This is a genomic window from Phenylobacterium sp. LjRoot219, assembly GCF_964252995.1.
Lineage (GTDB): Bacteria > Pseudomonadota > Alphaproteobacteria > Caulobacterales > Caulobacteraceae > Phenylobacterium.
Genome location: NZ_CAXUQI020000002.1, coordinates 265,434 through 283,126 on the forward strand (window position 1 = coordinate 265,434; position 17,693 = coordinate 283,126).

20 protein-coding genes and 1 pseudogene are annotated in these 17,693 nt (G+C 70.3%); 7 read left to right on the plus strand and 14 right to left on the minus strand.

Annotation, left to right across the window (positions count from 1 at the left end):
- Positions 1-50 precede the first annotated feature (50 nt).
- The 11 genes and pseudogenes from ACSQ14_RS19205 to ACSQ14_RS19255 form a co-directional block, all read right to left on the minus strand.
- Positions 51-551, minus strand: coding sequence for a cupin domain-containing protein (locus ACSQ14_RS19205; protein ID WP_436015843.1), 501 nt, complete (start codon positions 549-551; stop codon positions 51-53).
- A gap of 26 nt (positions 552-577) precedes the next feature.
- Positions 578-1,579, minus strand: coding sequence for an NAD(P)H-dependent flavin oxidoreductase (locus ACSQ14_RS19210; RefSeq protein WP_436015844.1), 1,002 nt, complete (start codon positions 1,577-1,579; stop codon positions 578-580).
- Between the two features lie 7 nt (positions 1,580-1,586).
- On the minus strand, positions 1,587-2,579 hold the full coding sequence (locus tag ACSQ14_RS19215; protein WP_436015845.1) for an aromatic ring-hydroxylating oxygenase subunit alpha: 993 nt from the start codon (positions 2,577-2,579) through the stop codon (positions 1,587-1,589).
- 22 nt (positions 2,580-2,601) lie between these two features.
- A complete protein-coding gene (locus tag ACSQ14_RS19220) occupies positions 2,602-2,919 on the minus strand; it encodes a 2Fe-2S iron-sulfur cluster-binding protein (RefSeq protein ID WP_436015846.1) in 318 nt (105 codons plus the stop codon).
- A gap of 20 nt (positions 2,920-2,939) precedes the next feature.
- Positions 2,940-4,469, minus strand: coding sequence for a class I adenylate-forming enzyme family protein (locus ACSQ14_RS19225; protein ID WP_436015847.1), 1,530 nt, complete (start codon positions 4,467-4,469; stop codon positions 2,940-2,942).
- 246 nt (positions 4,470-4,715) lie between these two features.
- Positions 4,716-5,291: a metal-dependent hydrolase gene (locus ACSQ14_RS19230; RefSeq protein ID WP_436017584.1), complete on the minus strand. Its 576-nt coding sequence runs from the start codon at positions 5,289-5,291 to the stop codon at positions 4,716-4,718.
- Positions 5,292-5,307: 16 nt separating this feature from the next.
- Positions 5,308-5,604 (minus strand): annotated as a pseudogene (locus tag ACSQ14_RS19235) (metal-dependent hydrolase); the annotation flags it as partial.
- A gap of 63 nt (positions 5,605-5,667) precedes the next feature.
- Entirely contained in the window at positions 5,668-6,291 is a 624-nt protein-coding gene (locus ACSQ14_RS19240; protein WP_436015848.1) for a TetR/AcrR family transcriptional regulator, read from the minus strand.
- 95 nt (positions 6,292-6,386) lie between these two features.
- Complete coding sequence (locus ACSQ14_RS19245) at positions 6,387-6,626, minus strand: hypothetical protein (protein ID WP_436015849.1); 240 nt, start codon at positions 6,624-6,626, stop codon at positions 6,387-6,389.
- Positions 6,623-7,723 carry an epoxide hydrolase family protein gene (locus ACSQ14_RS19250; protein ID WP_436015850.1) on the minus strand — a complete coding sequence of 367 codons (1,101 nt, stop codon included), beginning with the start codon at positions 7,721-7,723 and terminating at the stop codon, positions 6,623-6,625. Before ACSQ14_RS19250 ends, ACSQ14_RS19245 begins: the two co-directional genes overlap by 4 nt.
- Before the next feature lie 16 nt (positions 7,724-7,739).
- Positions 7,740-8,999, minus strand: a complete 1,260-nt coding sequence (locus tag ACSQ14_RS19255; RefSeq protein WP_436015851.1) for a cytochrome P450 — start codon at positions 8,997-8,999, stop codon at positions 7,740-7,742.
- Positions 9,000-9,081: 82 nt separating this feature from the next.
- Between ACSQ14_RS19255 and ACSQ14_RS19260 the strand changes: the two genes are divergently transcribed.
- A complete protein-coding gene (locus ACSQ14_RS19260) occupies positions 9,082-9,693 on the plus strand; it encodes a TetR/AcrR family transcriptional regulator (RefSeq protein WP_436015852.1) in 612 nt (203 codons plus the stop codon).
- 22 nt (positions 9,694-9,715) lie between these two features.
- On the opposite strand, the gene ACSQ14_RS19265 is transcribed toward ACSQ14_RS19260, so the two are convergent.
- Positions 9,716-10,588 (minus strand): DUF1206 domain-containing protein, encoded by an 873-nt coding sequence (locus tag ACSQ14_RS19265; RefSeq protein ID WP_436015853.1) that lies wholly within the window; start codon positions 10,586-10,588, stop codon positions 9,716-9,718.
- Between the two features lie 99 nt (positions 10,589-10,687).
- Entirely contained in the window at positions 10,688-11,431 is a 744-nt protein-coding gene (locus tag ACSQ14_RS19270) for an SDR family NAD(P)-dependent oxidoreductase (protein ID WP_436015854.1), read from the minus strand.
- An 88-nt stretch (positions 11,432-11,519) separates the two neighbouring features.
- On the opposite strand from ACSQ14_RS19270, the gene ACSQ14_RS19275 reads away from it, so the two are divergent.
- Complete coding sequence (locus tag ACSQ14_RS19275) at positions 11,520-13,352, plus strand: acyclic terpene utilization AtuA family protein (protein WP_436015855.1); 1,833 nt, start codon at positions 11,520-11,522, stop codon at positions 13,350-13,352.
- Positions 13,353-13,400: 48 nt separating this feature from the next.
- Here the strand turns inward: ACSQ14_RS19275 and ACSQ14_RS19280 are convergent, their stop codons facing one another.
- Positions 13,401-14,018 carry a TetR/AcrR family transcriptional regulator gene (locus ACSQ14_RS19280; protein WP_436015856.1) on the minus strand — a complete coding sequence of 206 codons (618 nt, stop codon included), beginning with the start codon at positions 14,016-14,018 and terminating at the stop codon, positions 13,401-13,403.
- A gap of 123 nt (positions 14,019-14,141) precedes the next feature.
- On the opposite strand from ACSQ14_RS19280, the gene ACSQ14_RS19285 reads away from it, so the two are divergent.
- Genes ACSQ14_RS19285 through ACSQ14_RS19305 form a run of 5 tightly spaced genes read left to right on the plus strand, consistent with a single transcriptional unit; the run spans position 14,142 to position 17,664 of the window.
- Entirely contained in the window at positions 14,142-15,083 is a 942-nt protein-coding gene (locus ACSQ14_RS19285; RefSeq protein ID WP_436015857.1) for a TauD/TfdA dioxygenase family protein, read from the plus strand.
- Entirely contained in the window at positions 15,083-15,370 is a 288-nt protein-coding gene (locus tag ACSQ14_RS19290; protein WP_436015858.1) for a putative quinol monooxygenase, read from the plus strand. Before ACSQ14_RS19285 ends, ACSQ14_RS19290 begins: the two co-directional genes overlap by 1 nt.
- Positions 15,371-15,405: 35 nt before the next feature.
- Positions 15,406-16,293 carry an SMP-30/gluconolactonase/LRE family protein gene (locus tag ACSQ14_RS19295; RefSeq protein ID WP_436015859.1) on the plus strand — a complete coding sequence of 296 codons (888 nt, stop codon included), beginning with the start codon at positions 15,406-15,408 and terminating at the stop codon, positions 16,291-16,293.
- A gap of 22 nt (positions 16,294-16,315) precedes the next feature.
- Entirely contained in the window at positions 16,316-16,873 is a 558-nt protein-coding gene (locus ACSQ14_RS19300; RefSeq protein ID WP_436015860.1) for a nuclear transport factor 2 family protein, read from the plus strand.
- A 50-nt stretch (positions 16,874-16,923) separates the two neighbouring features.
- The gene (locus tag ACSQ14_RS19305; protein ID WP_436015861.1) at positions 16,924-17,664 is read left to right on the plus strand and encodes an SDR family NAD(P)-dependent oxidoreductase; all 741 of its coding nucleotides are present in this window, start codon (positions 16,924-16,926) and stop codon (positions 17,662-17,664) included.
- Positions 17,665-17,693 lie beyond the last annotated feature (29 nt).

Below are 17,693 nucleotides of genomic sequence, written 5' to 3' on the forward strand. Positions count from 1 at the left end.
GTCCTCCCTCGCCGCCCTGCCGGCGGCCTTGTTTCTGTGGATGCCGCGGGTCAGCCGGCGCTGGGCCGCGCCGCGCTGCGCCAGGCCTCGCGATTGGCCTCGAGCGTCGCGGCCGCCTTCTCGTAGAAGGCCTCGTTCTTCGCCAGGTTCTTGAAGTCGAAGTGGGTGGCGTGACGGAACTCCAGCACCTCCACCCCGTCGGGCCCGGGCTTGTAGGCGTAGGCCGACCCGGCCGGCAGGAAGAAGGAGTCCCGCGGGCCCAAGGTCTCGGTCCCGAACTCCAGCGAGCCGGCGATGATGTAGTAGAGGCAGTCCGCGTCGTGGCTGTGCAGCGGCAGCGGATAGTCCTTCTTGAACCAGACGTAGGTCAGGCTGAAGCCGGGCATGTTGACCAGCACCTTCAGCTCGTCGCCTTCCAGGAAGCCGGCGGCGATCAGCTTGTCCATGCCAGCGCGCTGCATCGGGGTGACGGGGGCCACCGTCATGCAGGCGGCCTCCATCAGGCTGGGCGCTTCGGCGCCGCGGAAGATCTGGATCTTGTCCTGGCTCATCGTGCTCTTCCCATTCCTTCCAGACGTCAGTCTGCGGCTTCGAGCGCGGCGTCGGCGAGCCGCGCGACCTCGGCCATGTCCGGCGTGGCGCAGGCCGCAACGTACTCCCGCCGCAGCCGCCCGCAGAGGTCGGCCACGCTCGGAACGTCGTCGATCAGGTCGATCGCCTGGCCGGCGCTCCAGAAGTCGCGCCACGGCCGCGCGTTCTCCGGCAGGTGGTCGTAGGTGAACGGCCGGCCGGGCGGCGGCAGGTTATCGGGGTCGAGGCCGACCCGGCGCAGCGACTGCAGGATCCAGCTGGCCGGCGCGCCGCCCACGGCGTCGGTGTAGCGCAGGCCGCGCGAGCTCTCGGCCACCAGCAGGTCCTTGTAGGCGGCGTCGACCGCGGCCTCCCGGGTGGCGATGAACCGGGTGCCGAGATAGGCGAGATCCGCCCCCAGCACCTCGGCGGCGCGGATCGCCGCGCCGTTGCCGATCGCCCCGGCCATCAGGATGGTCCCGTCGAATATCGCCCGGACCTTGGGGATCAGCGTCAGGTGGCTGATCGCGCCGGCGTGGCCGCCGCCGCCCGCGCCGATGCAGGTGAGGCCGTCGGCCCCGGCGGCGATCGCCTTCTCGGCGAACCGCAGGTTGACGACGTCGTGGAACACCTGGCCGCCGATGTCGTGCACCCGAGCGATCAACTCGGTTGGATCGCCCGCCGCCGAGATGATCAGGTCGACGCCATGCCGCCGACAGACCGCGAGGCTTCGTGCCAGCTCGTCGTCGGCCAGCCGGGTCGGCAGGTTGACCGCGAGCGGGCCGATCCGCGCACCCGGGCGCGCTGCGGCGAAGGCGTCGAGGTCGCGGCGGATCTCGCCCAGCCAGCCGTCGAATTCCTCGAGGCTGCGAGCGTTCTGGCGCGGAATCGCCCCGATCAGCCCGGCCTTGCAGGCCTCGCGCACCAGGGCCGGCCCGCTGACCAGGAACATCGGCGCACAGACCGCCGGCAGGGTCAGGCGCGCACGGATCGCGGGGTCGAGCGCCATCGGACGGTCAGGCCGCCGCGACCGCCGGCTCGGCGTCGTCGAACTGGTAGAAGCGGGCGTACTGCTGGCGGTAGGCCAGCACCGGGCCGTCGCCGTCGACCAGCAGCGGGGCGGGATTGTAGCGCTTGCGCTCCCAGATCGGGATGTCCTGGTTGATCTGCTTGACCAGGTCGCGCATCCGCGCGGCGTTGACCCGCATCTTGCCGTCGCTGATCCCCGGCGGGTGGTACAGCTGCCAGCGCAGGTGGGTGGTCTCGGCGTCGATCGGCGTGGTCTGCTGCACCATGTAGACGTCGGTCACGTCGGTGAACCGGGTGAACGACTGGCCGGGCCCGACCGCCAGCACCTCGATCCGTCCGGTCATCGGCCCGCGCGGGGTGACCATCTGGGTCTCGACGGCGTTGTAGCGGCTCCAGCCGTCGAGCTTGAACTCCGAGGCCGGCGGCCCCTGGGTGCCGTGCACCGCGCGGAAGTGGGCGTAGTCCTGGCCGTTCTCGGTGATCTCCTGCACGTGGGTCTTGACCACCCAGTCGTGCTTCTCGGCCAGCACCCAGCTTTCGTCGGCGATGATCGCGGCGGTGGCCACCTCCCACTTCGGCGCGACCTTGCGCGGGTGACGCCAGACGAACACCACGCCGAGGTCCTCGCGGATCGGCCAGGTCGACAGGCAGGCGCGCTTGAGCTTCGGCGGCACCAGCTTGGCGTAGGGAATGTCGGCGACGCCCCCTTCCCCGTTGAAGCTCCAGTGGTGGAACGGGCAGCGCAGGGTCTCGCCAACGACCTCGCCGCCGCCGAGATGCGCGCCGAGGTGCGGGCAATAGGGATCGACGGCGCGCAGGTCGCCGGCTTCGCTGCGCCAGACGACGAACTCCTGGCCGAAGTAGCGCAGCGTCTTCAGCTGGCCCGGCGCGATCTCGTCCGACATCGCCACCGCGAACCAGCCGAACGGGATCGGCAGCTGCTCGTAGCCGCGGCTCGAAGCGCCAGTCGTGTCGGTCATCGTCATCCTCCGCAATCGGCCGTCACGCCTCGGGCGCGATCGTCACCGCGAGCCGCGCGGCGCTGTCCGGAAGCGTCAGCTGGCAGGCCAGCCGCGCGCCCGGCTCGGCGCCCAGTGCGTCGAGCATTTCCAGTTCATCTTCGCCGGGCGGCGCCAGATGGGCGGCCGAAGCCGCATCCAGCAGCACCAGGCAGGTGCCGCACGACAGCTGGCCGCCGCAGGTCCCGATCGTCACGTCGACCTGATCGCGCAGCACCGGCATCAGCCGTTCGCCGCCGCGCCCGCACAGCTCCCGCGCCCGGCCATCGCGATCGGTTACCGTCAGCACCAGTTCGCCCAACCGACTGCACTCCTGCACGCTCACGAGGCGCTTCCGAGGAACAGCTTCTCGATGTCGACCTTGCGCACCTTGCCCGAGGGCGTCAGCGGCAGGGCGTCGACGAAGATCCAACGCCGCGGCACCTTGAAGTGCGCCAGCCGCGTCGCCGCATGCGCCTCGAGCTCTTCGGCGCTGGGCGCGCAGCCAGCGCGCGGCAGCACCGCGGCGCCGACCTGCTGGCCCCAGCGGTCGTCCGGCACGCCGACCACGGCGACTGCGCCGATCTGCGGATGCTGCAGCAGGGCCTCCTCGACCTCAGCCGGATAGATGTTCTCGCCGCCGCGGATGATCACCTCGCGCGCCCGGCCCTGGACCCGCAGGTAGCCCTGGTCGTCGAGCGCGCCGAGGTCGCCAGTGTGCAGGAAGCCCTCCGCGTCGATCGTCGCCGCCGTGGCCTCGGGCGCCCGGTAGTAGCCGTCCATGACCACCGGCCCGCGGACACAGATCTCGCCGACCTCGCCGCGCCGCAGGGTCTCGCCGGTGCCGAGCGCGCAGATCTTCAGCTCGGTGTGCGGCAGCGGCCGGCCGACCGTCTCCCCCAGCAAGGCCGGATCTTCGTCGCCATGAGGCGCGGCGACGATCGGGCATTCGGACTGGCCGTAGATCGAGGTCACCGGCGCGCCGAACTCGCGCATCAGCCGCTCGGTCAGCTGCCGCGGCACCTGGGCCCCGCCAGCGCCCAGCGAGCGCAGCCGCAGCGATCCCGCCTGCCAGTCGGGGTGTTCGAGGATCGACAGCAGCGTCGTCGGCACCCCGCCGGTGCGGGTCGCGCCGAACAGCTTCATCAGCCGCAACTGCTCGCCGGCGTCGAAGCGGTTCATGACCACGTAGCAGCCGGCGGTCACCAGCGCGGTCAGCACCATGGTGATCGCGCCGCCGACGTGGTTCAGCGGGCTCGAATTGACCCAGACGTCGGTCTCGTCGGCGCCGGCGGCCCAGGCGCGGATCAGGGCGCTGTTCAGCGCCGCGCGGTGCGACAGGGCCGCGCCCTTCGACCGGCCGGTGGTCCCGGAGGTGAACTGGATCAGAAACAGGTCCGACGCCGCCGGGCGCGGCAGGGTGCGGGGCGCGGCGTCTTTGGCGAGGCCGCGCAGGTCCTCAAGCGGAAAGACCCGCTCGGCGCCGCCGAGCTGGCGAGCGCGCTCCAGCAGCGAGACGCCGCGCGTGTCGCAGCCGGCCACCAGCAGCGCCGGCGTCGTCAGGTCGCGGGCATGCTCGCACTCGAAGTCGGTCCAGGCCGGGTTCCAGCTGGCGACCACCATGCCGGCGAGCGCGCAGCCGTGCTCGAGCAGCACCCATTCGACGCTGTTGCGCGACCAGATGGCGATCCGGTCGCCGGGCTCTGCCCGCTCCAGCAGCCAGCCGGCGACCTGTTCGGCTTCCGCCAGCAGGCCGGCGTAGTCCAGCCACGCCGCCTCGCCGTCGTTCGCCCAGGCCAGCGCGCGTCGTTCGGGAAACGTGTTGGCGGCGGCGCGCAAGGCGTCGCCGACCGAGCCTTCGATCAGGGGCAACGTACGGTCCGGCAGGTGATGAGCCGCCGCCGGCGTCGCAATCTGGCGCGGGTCCGGCGTCAACGTCCTGGGATCCCGGCGGCGATGCCGTCCATACTGCAACTCCTCCCGTGTTCAGGCGGCGCCGCCCCGGATCTTCGCCCGATCGCAGCCCGCGGCGGATTCCAGCCTAACGGCCGGCTAGATGCAATACGCGATGTGCAATAATTACTGCGACGAAGTGATATGCGCGGGAGCGGCCTGTCCCTAGACCGCCGGCGCGGCCGCGGGCCGCGGGCGCGCCGGCTTGGCGTAGGCTCCGCCCGGAGCGAACTGCGCCAGCACCTCGTCGAGGCCAGCCGGCGCCGGCTTGCGCGCCGGATTGTAGAAGGGCGAGAGCACCACCAGCAGCCCAAGCAGCGTCCGCATGCTGGTGTCGCGCTGGAAGGCGCGCTCGCGGCGCCGCGACGCCTTCACCTCGGCCGGGGTCATCTCGCGCCGCTCCACCTCCAGCAGGTGCGCGAAGATCGCATTGGAGACCTTGCCGCCGTGCAGCGACATCCTGATCACGCCATAGATGCGGTAGAAGTAGCCGTACCAGATCTTGCGCCAGATGCTGCCGCGCGCGGCCAGCGCCATGTAGAGCCTGTAGGCCACCTCGCGGTGCTCGAACTCCTCGGCGAAGTGCCAGTCGTAGAGCTTGACGGCCTCCGGCCGCGCGCCGGTCTTGTACTTGTCCATCCGCTCGAACCACAGGCGGTAGAACACCCCGCCGCCGGACTCGAAGCCCTCGGTGTAGGCCAGGTTGAAGATCAGTGAGCGGGTGTCGAGAAACGCCGCCAGATCGGCGCCGTAGGCGGCGCCGAGCGGCTCGACCTGCGGATAGCGCGGCGTCGAAGACCCGGTTGAAACGGATGTGCTGGCGACAGTGCTGCGCTTCCTGGGCGATGAACCAGTCGACTTCGGCGATCAGCGCCGCGTCGCGCGCCGGATCGAGCTGCTCCCGCGCCGCGGTGAAGACCCGAATGATGTAGGGCTCCAGATACGCCGGGGTGATCGACCAGGCGTTCATCGACATCGCGAACTCCAGGTGCGGGGCCCACCTAGGGAAGCAGTCGGCGAAGTCGAGGTCGGGATAGCGAACGGCGAGGGTCACGGGCGAAGCGCCCCTTCTGCACGGCGCGCCCGGCCGATCGCCGAGGCTGCGCCAGGTTGATCGCTAGTCGGCGGCGGCTGGCGGCGGCTCGTGCACGAACCGCTCGAAAAGCTCCGCGGCGACGGTGAGCACGTAAGGGGCGAGCTGGTCGGCGTCGCCGCGCACGCGGCGCAGGCAGGCCTGGCCGATCTGGTTCATCACCACCAGGGCGCGCGCCAGGATCAGGCCCTGGTCCGGCCCGGGCTCCACCGCACGCCGGAAGGCCGGCAGCCGCTCGGCGAGCGCCTCCAGAAGGCGCTGGCCGAGCTGGGCGATCGACCAGGGCACCTCGAGCGCGCCGCCGAGATGGGTGAGCAGGATGGTCGGCGTGCGCTCGCGGGCGGCGAAGGCGACCACGCGCTGCAGCCAGGCGTCGATCTCTGCGCGGGTCGGCGTCGGTCCGGGCAAATGCTGGATGATCTCGATCAGGCCGGCCCCGTAGTCGTCGACGATCGCGGCGAGCACCTCGTCCTTGTCGCGGAAGTGGTTGTAGAGCGTCGAACGCGGGGACCCGGCGGCCTCGGCGATCTGCTCCATGGTCGTGGCCTCGAAGCCGCGGACGAAAAACAGTTCGCGCGCCGCAGCGCAGAGGCGCGGCCGCGTCGAGGTCCGACGCCTCGGGGCGGCGGGCCGTGGATCGGGAGCCATCTGCAGGGACGCCTCCAAAGTGGACACTATGTCCAGATAGCGCAGTTCGATGACCTGCCCTAGGGGAAGTTCAGGCGCTCGCGCAGGTGTGAGCGTCAGGCTCGCGGCGACGCCCGGCGCATCAGCGCCAGCACCCGGATCACGCCGAGCAGCCCGGTGAACACCAGGGTGAACAGGCTGGCGATCAGCGCCGCCTCGTAGACGTCGGCGGTCACGAAGCTGCGCTCGCCGCGGACCACCAGCCCGGCCGGGGCGGCGGCGAGGCAGACCGCCGCCAGCCCCCAGCAGAGCCCCAGGCGCGCCCGGCCGTCGCGCGCGTCGGATCGCGCCGTCACTGGTAGTCGCGGAAGAAGGCGCCGACCTCACGCGCGAACGCTTCCGGCTGCTCCCAGGCGGCGAAATGGCCGCCCTTCGGCATCTTCGCCCAGCGCACCAGGTTGACGCTCTCCTCGACCGCCGCGCGCGGCGGCGGCGGCAGGAACTCCGCGGGAAACTCCGCAAAGCCGGTCGGGAGCCGGATCGGCGCCGGGGCGAACGGCTCGCCGCCCAGGCCGCGATACATCCAGATCCCCGACTGGACGTTGCCGCTGACCAGATAGGTCATGACGTTGGTGATCAGCGCGTCCTTGGAGAACACGCGCTCGACGTCGCCGCCGCAGTCCGACCAGGCGCGGCATTTCTCGATCACCCAGCCGGCGAAGCCGAGCGGGCTGTCGGCCAGCGCCAGGCCGATGGTCTGCGGCTTGGTGGCGTGCTGCAGGCTGTAGGCGCCCTCCCGCATCATCAGTGTCCGGACGCCCTGCTGCCAGGCGTCGAACTCCGGCGACGGGTTCGCCGGCGGCGCGGTGTGCAGCATGTTGAGGTGGATCGCGCCGACGACGTCGCCATGCGCCCGGCCCAACTCGCGGGTGACGACCGAGCCCCAGTCGCCGCCCTGCGCGCCGAACCGACTGTAACCGAGCCCATCGACCATCAGCCGCCGCCACATGCCGGCGACCTGGGCCGGTGAGATCGGCCGCGGCGGGCGTCCGGAGAAGCCGTAGCCCGGCAAGGAGGGGACCACGACGTCGAAGCCTTGTTCCGCCAACAGCGGCGCGGCGGCCATGAACTCCAGCGGCGAGCCCGGCCAGCCGTGGGTCAGCACGATCGGGTAGCCCGGCCCTCCCGTTGCACGGAACTGGAACAGGTGGATCGGGATCCCGTCGATCTCGCAGCGGAACTGGGCGTGCTGGTTGAACGCCGCCTCGGCCGCGCGCCAGTCGTAGACGTCGCGCCAGTGGTCGCGCAGTCCGCGCAGCCAGCCGGCGTCGACGCCGTAGCGCCAGTCCGCATCGTCGTCCGGCGCATAGCCGATCTCGGCGTCGGCCACCCTTCGGGCGATCCGGTCCAGGACGTCCTGGCCGATGGCGATGCGGGCGGGTTCGAGGTTCACCGGCGCTACCCTCCGCTCAGCTGAGCTTGTAGCGGACCGGCAGGTGCTTCGGACCACTGACGAAGGTCGCGGCGGTCAGCGCCGGCTGGCCGGCGAGCTCGAGGCTTTCCAGCCGCGGCAGCAGCTCCTCCCAGAAGATCCGCATCTCCATCTTGCCGAGGTGCTGGCCGATGCAGACGTGCGGGCCGTAGCCGAAGGCGATGTGCCGGTTCGGCGCGCGCTGGATGTCGTACTCGAACGGCCGGTCGAACACCGTCTCGTCGCGGTTGCCCGAGGCGTAGCAGAGCATCAGCCAATCGCCCTTGGCAATCTGCTGGCCGTTCAGTTCGACGTCCGCCGTCGCGGTCCGCATGAAGTGCTTCACCGCCGTCGCCCAGCGGACCGATTCATCGACGTGCGCCGGGATCAGCGACGGGTCGGCCTTCAGCGCGCGCAGCAGCTCCGGGCGCTCGGCCAGGGCCCACAGCCCCATCGCCGTGGTGTGCGAGGTGGTGTCGTGACCGGCGGTGGCGGTGATCATGTAGTAGCCGATCGCCTCGGGAAACCCGAGCGGCTGGCCGTCGATCTCGCCGTTGGCGATGACGCTCGCCAGGTCGTCCCGCGGATGGCTCCGCCGATCCTGGATCATCTGGCTGAAGTAGCCGGCGAACTCCATCACCGCCGCGCGGATGCCGTCGAGCGCCGCGGCGGAGTCGACCTCGACGCCGGAGCGGTTGAGCTCCTTGTCCTCGGCGGCGAACATCTCCTGGGTCAGCTTCAGCATCAGCGGCTCGTCGGCCTCCGGGACGCCGAGGATCTCCATGATCACCCGCAGCGGATAGTAGAGGGCGATCTCGCGGGCGAAGTCGCACTCGCCGCCGAGCGCCGCCATGCGGTCGATCGAGCCGCGCGCAAGTTCGCGGATCCGCGCCTCGAGCTTGCGCAGGTTCTGCGGCATGAACCAACCTTGGGTCAGCTGGCGCAGCGCCAGGTGCTCGCCGCCGTCGAGCTGCACCAGGGTGCGGGGGCCCTGGAAGCCGCTCGCCGCCGCCCGCGCGACCGCCTCGCGGCTCATCAGGGTCACCGGACTGTCGCCGCTGCTGAAGTCGGCGCTGCGGCGCTCGACCTCCATGATGTCGGCGTGGCGGGTGACCGCCCAGAACGGGTTGTAGCCGTCGACCTGAACCTGCGCCAAAGGCGCCTCGCGGCGCAGCTGCGCGAACGCCGCGTGGATGCGCCCGTCGGCGTAGGCGGTCGGATCGACGATCGTCTGGGCGAGATCAGACGGTGCGTGCATCAGGGCGCTCCCAGGACGGCGCGCCGGCGTCGCCGGGCCGTCGCGTGTTGATTGTTGGCCAACAAGGAACTACGAAACGGGCATGAGTCAATCCATTCGTCGCAGCCAGGCCGAACGCCGCAGCCAGTCCGAGCGCAGCCTGCTGCAGGCGGCCATCGACGTGATCGCCAGCGCCGGCGTCGGCGCGGTGACCTTCGAGACGCTGGGACGGGCCAGCGGTTTCAGCCGCGGCCTCGCCACCCAGCGCTTCGGCTCCAAGCAGAAGCTGATCGAGGCGGTGCTGGCGCACCTGCACGAGCGGCAGGAAACCCTGTTGCGCGAGCACCGGCTCGACGAGCGACCGGGCCTGGAGGCGATCCTGACCTATGTCGACGTCTGCCTGCGCGACCTCGCCCAGCGCAACGAGGCCCGCGCCTACTTCATGCTGCTGTCGTCCTCGGTGGCGGAGGCCAGCGAGCTACGCAGCGGCTTTCGCCAGGCGCACGCCGAGGTCGAAGCCCGGCTGGTCACCTGGGCGCTCAAGGGCAAGGCCGAGGGCGCGATCCGCGCCGAGGTCGACGAGCACGCCGCGGCGCTGATGATCGGCTGCCTGATGTTCGGCCAGTCGATGCAGCTGCTGGTCGACCCGGCGATGGACCTCGGGCCGCTCAGGGAGATGAGCCTGGCGACCCTGAAGACCAGCCTGGCCGCCTAGCGGCGTCTCGCGGCCCTGCGGCTCATTTGCCCTGCGTGGCCTGCTCGACCGACATCGTGCGGTATCGCGCCTCCGCGAACGCGAACAGGCCGAATGCGACCAGGCCGAGCGCGGTCAACGCCAGGATCCAGGAACCGAACGGCTGCCGCTCAAGGAGGTCGAGGGCGTCGCCCAGTCCCTGCTCGCCCACCCTGGCTCGCAAGCCGGCCTGGATGGCCAGGAGGCCCGCCGGCAGGAAGGCGAGGCCGCGGCCGATGTAGCCGGCGCGACCGAGCGGCCCGATCCAGCCGGCGATCCGGCGATCACAGGACAGGCCATTGCAGAAGTTCCGGCGAACACCCTGGACGATGTTGCCGACGCCAACCCCGGCGACGAACAGGCCGAGCGCCATGATCGCAAGTTCGCCGCCAGGCGCGGCGAGCAGTTGGGCGAGACCTTCCCGCGTCTCGGCGTCGTCGTCCACTTCCCCGAAATCCTCTAGGGCGTCGAGGAGCTCGAACAGCGACAGGGCCAGCGCGCTGTAGACGATTCCGCTGACGCCTTGCCCGATCCGATTGAGGATCGCCTTCAGTTTGCGGCCCTGGCGATCCGCGTCGAACACCGACTGCAGCAGACGCCAGAGGGCGAAGCCGCAGAGGCCGACGGCGATCACCCAGAGCAGGAAGGTCCCGAATGGCCACGCCGCCCAGGCCTCGAGGGCGCCGAGCGGGCTCTCCGCATGGGGGGTGAGCTCCAGCGCCGCCAGCAGGGCGATCAGGCCGATGCTGACGTAGACGGCGCCTCGAGCAGCGTAGCCAAGGCGGCAGACGAGTTCGACCAATGTCGCGACAGGCGCGCGCGCCAGCTCGCGGCGGAACCGCGTCTGCTCGGAAGGACTTGGCAGGACGCCGGCCATGCGGGTGCTTCTCCAGCAAGCGGAGCAACCGAGAACGGCTCGTGAGCGGCGCAGTTCCGCCCCTGATCCGCGCTCACCGAGGCGCAGTCCGCCGCCCCCTCAGCTCAGCAGCAGGCCGCCGTCGGCGATGAATACCCCGCCGGTGACGAAGCTCGCCTCGTCGCTGAGCAGGAAGGCCATGACGCTGGCGATCTCCTCCGGCCGGCCGATCCGGCCGAGCGGAAAGGCGGCGGAGAGCTCGGCCGCGCGGCTGGTCGCCTGCGCCAGCATCGGCGTGTCGGTAAGGCCCGGGCAGACCGCGTTGATCCGCACCCCGTGCCGGCCGTTCTCGTTGGCGGCGACCTGGGTCAGGCTGATCACCCCGGTCTTCGAGGCGTTGTAGACCGAGCAGTTGGGGCTCGAGCTCAGCGCGCCGACCGACGAGGTGTTGACGATCGCCCCGCCGCGCCCCTGGGCGATCATCCGCCGAAGCACCGCCTGCAGGCCGAGGAAGACGCCGCGCAGGTTGACCGCCATCACCTGGTCGAACGCCGCCACCGGCATCTCGACCAGCGGCTTGCGCTCGCCGAACACCCCGGCGTTGTTGACGAATAGGTCGACGCCGCCGAACCGCGCGACCGCCGCCTGCAGATAGGCCGCCGTCCCGTCCTCCGTCGCCACGTCGGCGCCCACCAACTGCAGCCGGTCACGCGCACCCAGCGCCTGACCCAGGGCCTCCGCCTGGAGATCGACCGCCACCACCTGGCAGCCTTCCTCCAGCAGGCGCGTAACGACGGCCGCGCCGATCCCGCCCGCCGCGCCGGTGACGATGGCGGTCTTCCCCGCGAGTCCCCGCAAGCCCATCCGAATTCCTCCAAAGGTCGCCGAGCTTGATGACATCGGCCCGCCAGATGATGCAATACATGTTGCGCAATTCAGTGAGGAGGCGGCCATGAGCGCCACGCAGGAGCCCCGGCCCGTCCGCATCGGCGGCGGGACAGCCTTCTTCGATGACAGCTGGGACGGCCACCCGGCGCTGCTGCGGGCCGCGGTCGACTATCTGGTCTATGATTTCCTGGCCGAGCTCACCATGGCGAGCCTGGCCTCGAACGCGGCCAGGAACCCGGACGGCTTCAGCCCCAACTTCCTGCGCGACGTGCGGCCGTTCCTGCGCGAGATCCTCGGCTCCGGAACCAGGATCATCACCAACTGGGGCGGGCTCAATCCGCACGGCGCGGCCGACGCCCTGCGGGCGCTGGCCCGCGAGCTCGGCTGCGCCTGCAAGGTCGCGGTGGTCGATGGCGACGACCTCAGGCCTAGGCTTCACGCGCTTCGCGCTGGCGACGTACGCGAGATGTTCAGCGGCGAGCCGCTGCCGGCCGACCGGCCGATCAGCAGCGCCAACGCCTATTTCGGGGCCTTCCCGATCGCCGCGGGGCTGGCGGCCGGCGCCGACGTGGTGATCACCGGCCGGGTGGTCGACAGCGCGCTGGCGCTCGGCGCGCTGATCCACGAGTTCGACTGGCGACCTGACGACCTGGACCGGCTCGCGGCCGGGACCCTGGTCGGCCACCTGCTGGAATGCAGCACCCAGGTGACCGGCGGCACCTTCACCGACTGGGAGGCGGTTGCCGACCCGGCCGACATCGGCAATCCGATCGCCGAATGCTTCGCCGACGGCGCGTTCGTGCTGACCAAGCCTGCGGACACCGGCGGGCTGGTCTCGATCGGCACGGTCGCCGAGCAGATGCTCTACGAGGTCAGCGATCCGCAGGCCTACGTCGTGCCGGACGTGACCTGCGACTTCAGCGCCGTCACTCTGGAGCCGCAGGGCCCCGACCGGGTGCTGGTGCGCGGCGCGACCGGCCGGCCGGCGCCGTCGGCCTGGAAGGTCTGCGCCACCTATACCGACGGCTGGCGGGCGCAGGTGTACCAGCCGATCATCGGCATGCGCGCCGCGGCCAAGGCCGAGCGGCAGGCGCAGGCGCTGTTCGAGCGGACTGACCGGATCCTGCGCGAGCGCAACATCAGCCCGCTGAAGGCGGCCCACGTCGAGGTGATCGGCGCCGAGACCAGCTACGGACCGCGCTCGCGGGCCCGCGACGCGCGTGAGGTCGTCGCGATGATGAGCGTCGACCACGACCAGGCCGAGGGCGTGCAGGTGTTCCTCAAGGAGCAGGTCTGCGCGATCTCCGCCATGGCGCCCGGCACCGCGCTCGGCCTGGCCGGCAATCTCGGCCGCGGCGTCACCCCGCTGATGAAGGTGTTCAACTTCCTGCTGCCGAGGGCCGTCGCCGCGCCGCGGCTTCTCGTGGACGGCCGCGAGGTCGCGCTCGGCCCCGCCGACGCCGAAAGCTGCGATCCGGCCAGCTGCGTGCGCCCGCAGGAGCCCGCGCGTCCGACCGACGTCGAGCCGGGGCTGACGGTGCCGCTGGTCGCGCTCGCCTGGGGCCGCAGCGGCGACAAGGGCGACCTGTTCAACGTCGCGGCGATCGCCCGCGAGCCGCGCTTCTACCCCTACATCGCCGCGGCGCTCAGCGCCGAGGCGGTCGGCGACTGGTTTCGCCACCTGGTCGCCGAGCCAGCGCAACCGCGCATCGACCGCTACCTCGTGCCCGGCGTCGGCGCGCTGAACTTCGTGGTCCACGATGCGCTCGGTGGCGGCGGCAGCGTCTGTCCCCGCATCGACCCGATCGCCAAGTCGATGGCCCAGATCCTCCTGGAGCACCCGATCCCGGTCTCGCGCGCGATCTATGCCGAGCTGCCGGCCACGCTGCGGACGTGACCGCTGCCCCGCAGGACCGCGGGCGGTTTTGCCGAGCGAGGCCGAGGTTCAGCCCGCCGGGGGGTGATTTTCGCCGTGAGCCGGCGCAGCGAGCTTCTTCAGGGCCCAGTCAACGAACGTCCGCACTTCAGCGTGCCCCCGCGTGATGCCCACGCGCTCCTCGTTCGCCAGCAGTCGGCCGATCGCCACCAGGATCGTCGCCAGCGCGACGGGCGGCAGAATGGCGGGGTCACCGGCGTGCTGGCCCAACGCATGTTCCAGGCGCTCGCTCTGCGCCTCCCTCGCATCGTCTGTGGAGCCCGCCAGCACGTCGCGGATCGACTTGCGGTGATTGGACAGCGCCAGGAATTCGACGCCGAGGGCGGTCTGCGCCCCGCCCGACTGAAACCTCCAGAACCCCTCCAGCGGGTTCTCCGACCGCAACACCGTGCCGAGCGCTTCCAGGTGGCGATCCGTCATGCGCCGGTGGAGGGCGATGAAGACGTCGTCGGTCGTCGGGTAATAGTAGTGCACGGTCGCCGCGTTCAGGCCGAGCTCCTGCGCCACGCGACGCGAACTGACCGCGGCGTAGCCCTCCTCGATCATCAGGCGCTCGGTCGTGTCGAGGATCAGCGTGCGCGTGGTGTCGGGATCTCTGCGGACCCGCTTCCTGATCTCAGTCGTCAACGGTCGCTCTCCCAGCTCACATCCCGGCCACGCCGCTCGCTGCCTGCCGCAGCAGCATGTTGACGGCAAGCCCGCCCACTACTAAACACATGCTTAGTAAGGCGGCAACGAGAGGGGCCCGGCGTGGCGCTCGATCTTCAACCCATCACGCCGGCGCTGGGCGCCTACGTGCGATTGTCGCCCGAAGACGCCCTCCAGGGCGGCGCGCCCGGTGAACTCCTCGACGCGCTGAACCGGTACAATGTGCTGGTCTTCCGCCAGCTCGACATGAGCGACGACGTCTTCCTGCAGCTCACGGCGGCGATGGGGGAGAAGCACGAGAACACGGTCACCGCGGACGGTTCTGACGCCAGCAGCAAGGGCATCTTCCGGATCGCGCTCGATAAGGACGACAAGACCCAGCGCGAGTTCATCCTCGGCAACGACTTCTGGCACATGGACGGGATGTCCTACGCCGTCCCGGTGAAGGCGACGCTGCTCAAGTGTCAGCACGCGCCCCGCGAGGGCGGAGACACCGGATTCGCCAGCCTGCACGCGGCGTGGGACGCGTTGCCGGAAGACCGGAAGGCGAGCCTAAAGCCCCTGCGCGTGGGGCACTGCCTCTCCGCCAGTCTGCGGCGCCTGTACGATACGCCGACTGACGAGGACTTCGCCCGCTGGGACGCGATCTTCCCCCGTCTTGAGCATCCGCTGGTGTGGACTCAGTGGAACGGCAGGTCGTCGCTGCTGATCGGCTCGACCGCCAACGACGTCGTCGGCATGAGCGACGAAGAGAGCGACGCCCTGCTCAACGAATTGCTCGCGTGGTGCACGCAGGACCGGTTCTGCTACCGGCACAGGTGGAGCGACGGCGACCTCGTCATCTTCAACAATCCCGGCCTGCTCCACAGATCCTATCCCTACAGCGACACCGCCGGTCGGGTGATGCATCGCACCACGCTGAAGGGGATCGAGGCGATCGGACAAGCGCGACCAAGGGCGCCCTCGCCGCCTACTGACCTGCCGCGCGCAGACGTGGTCTCAGCACTGAACGGGCGGCAGAGCGCCGCCCCCGGGAGATATTGATGGTTCTGGAGCGCGCGGAAGTCTTCATCCAAGAGGGCAAGATGGAGGAGTTCCTGGATGTTCTGAAGTCGAAGGCCATTCCGCTGACGGCTCAGTTCACCGGCTGCCTCTCCTTCAAAGCCCTCCGCGGGGTCGAGGACGTCAACTCGGTCATGTTCCTGGCGGCGTGGGACTCGGTCGAGGCCCATCTCGCCTCTCGGCCCGAGCCGGCGCACGAGGCGTTCCGCCAGATCGTGCGGCCTTACACGACGGGCGCCAAGCCGACGGTGCACTTCGCCCCGGTCTGACCGCAGCGCCACGACATCCGACGGGAGGACGACGCGTGAGAATAACCAAGCTGGACGCGCCGCGCTGCGCCGGCGGCGAGAACCCGATCTGGGATTCCGCCAGGCAGGCGCTGCACTACATCGATAACACCGGCCAGAAGGTCCACACCTACGACCCGGCGAGCGGGACGTCGCGCACGCTCGACATGCCGGCGGTGATCACCACGCTTGTGCTCCGGCAAGGCGGCGGCGCGGTCGTGACCTTGCGCAGCGGCATCCATCTGCTGGACCTGGACACCGGCGCGCTCGAGCTGGTCCATCCGCTGCCGGATCCGCCGCCGCACGTGTTCAACGACGGCAAGGTCGACGGGCGCGGGCGGTTCCTGATCGGCGCCTGCACGGCCAACTTCGCTGAGCCGCAGCCCGACGGCGGACTGTTTCGCCTCGATCCGGACCTGAGCCTGACAAGGCTCGACACCGGGATCCATTTCTCGAACGGTCCCTGCTGGTCGCCCGACGGCGCGACCCTCTATTTCTCGGACAGCTGGATCAACACGGCCTACGCCTACGACTACGACGTGGCGACAGGCGCGGTCAGCAACCGACGCACCTTCGTCAGCACCGAGGAACTGGGCGGGCTGCCGGACGGGGCCACGGTGGACGAGGACGGGCTCTACTGGGTGGCGGTGTTCCGCGCCGGCAAGGTCGCCGCCTACCGGCCTGACGGCCAGCTCGAGCGGGTGATCGACATGCCCGTCAAGCTGCCGTCCAGCGTCGCCTTCGGCGGGCCGCACCTCGATCAGCTCTACGTCACGACCATCGCGCACGACGTCGTCCAGGCGGCCCAGGGCCAGCATGGCGGCGCCGACGAGCAGGCGGGCTGGCTGTTCGTGATCGAGGGTTTGGGCGCCCGCGGACGCCCAGAACCACTGTTCGCCGGCTGACCACGCTCACAGGAGACCCCACATGAACACCGAAGAGCGGCTGGCCGCACTTGAAGCCCAGATGCGGGATGCGGCCGATCGACAGGCCATCTTCGACTGCATCAAGCGCAATTCGCGCGGCAACGACCGGTTCGACGTCGAGCTGGTGACGAGCAGCTATCACGTCGACGGCGTCCATGAACTCGGGCAGAAGCAGATCTCCGGCCGGGAGTATGGCGAACACGCCAACCACGCCCATGCCGCCCTGTTCGATGCGACCCTGCATAACGTCACCATGCACAGCTGCGAGGTCGACGGGGACGTCGCTCATGCCGAGAGCTACAGCCTCGGCGTCTTCCTGGATAAAGGCGCCGAGACGGGTCGCATTCTCGCGGGCCGCTACATCGATCGGCTCGAGAAGCGGGACGGCGAATGGCGCATCGTCTTGCGGCGCGCGACGGTCGAGGTCGCGATCGAGGGGAAGGCCACCCTGCCCAGCGGCGCCCCGCTTCCAGGTTCCGGCTACCTGAGGGGCGGTCGCGACCACACCGATCTGTCCTACGCGCGGCCGCTCACCACCGAAGGCGGCGGGCGCTGGTGAGCGATCGTCGCGAACCCACAGCACAGAGCGAGCACGTGGATGGACCTCGGATGACGCTTGCCGGTAAAACCGCCGTCGTGACCGGCGCGGCGCGCGGCCTTGGGCGGGCGATCGCCCTGCGCCTCGCCAGGGAAGGCGCGGCGGTTTCGGCCTGGGACCTGAACGGCGAAGGCGTGCGCGAGACTGCCGCGCTGATCGCGGCCGCCGGCGGCCAGGTGATCGCCGTTCAGTGCAATTCGGCGAAGGCGGACGAGATCGCCCGCGCGGTCGCCGAGACCCACGCGGGCCTCGGGAAGATCGCCGTCCTCGTCAACAACGCGGCCCTCTCGCCCTTCATGAAGTTCCAGGACATCACCGAACAGGTCTGGGACGACCTCATGGCGGTCAACCTGAAGGGACCGTTCCTGTGCTGCCAGGCGGTGATCCCGGACATGCTTGAGGCCCGCTGGGGGCGCATCATCAACATCTCGTCCTCGTCGGCCCAGACCGGCTCGGCGCATCAGACCCACTACGCCGCCACAAAAGCCGGGGTGATCGGTTTCACCAAGTCGCTCGCCATGGAGTTCGCCGACGCCGGCATCACGGTGAACACCGTGCCCCCTGGGTTCGTCGCCACCGAGGGCCTCCAGGAGTCGCCGGTCGATGTTGCAGGGTTCGCTCCGCGCACCCCGATGAAGCGCCCCGGCCGCCCCGAGAACATCGCCGCCGCCGTCGCTTTCCTCGCATCCGACGACGCCGATTACATCACCGGACACACGCTCAGTGTGAACGGCGGCCGCTACCTGAATTGACGGCCGGACGCCGGACTTAGGCCGCGCCT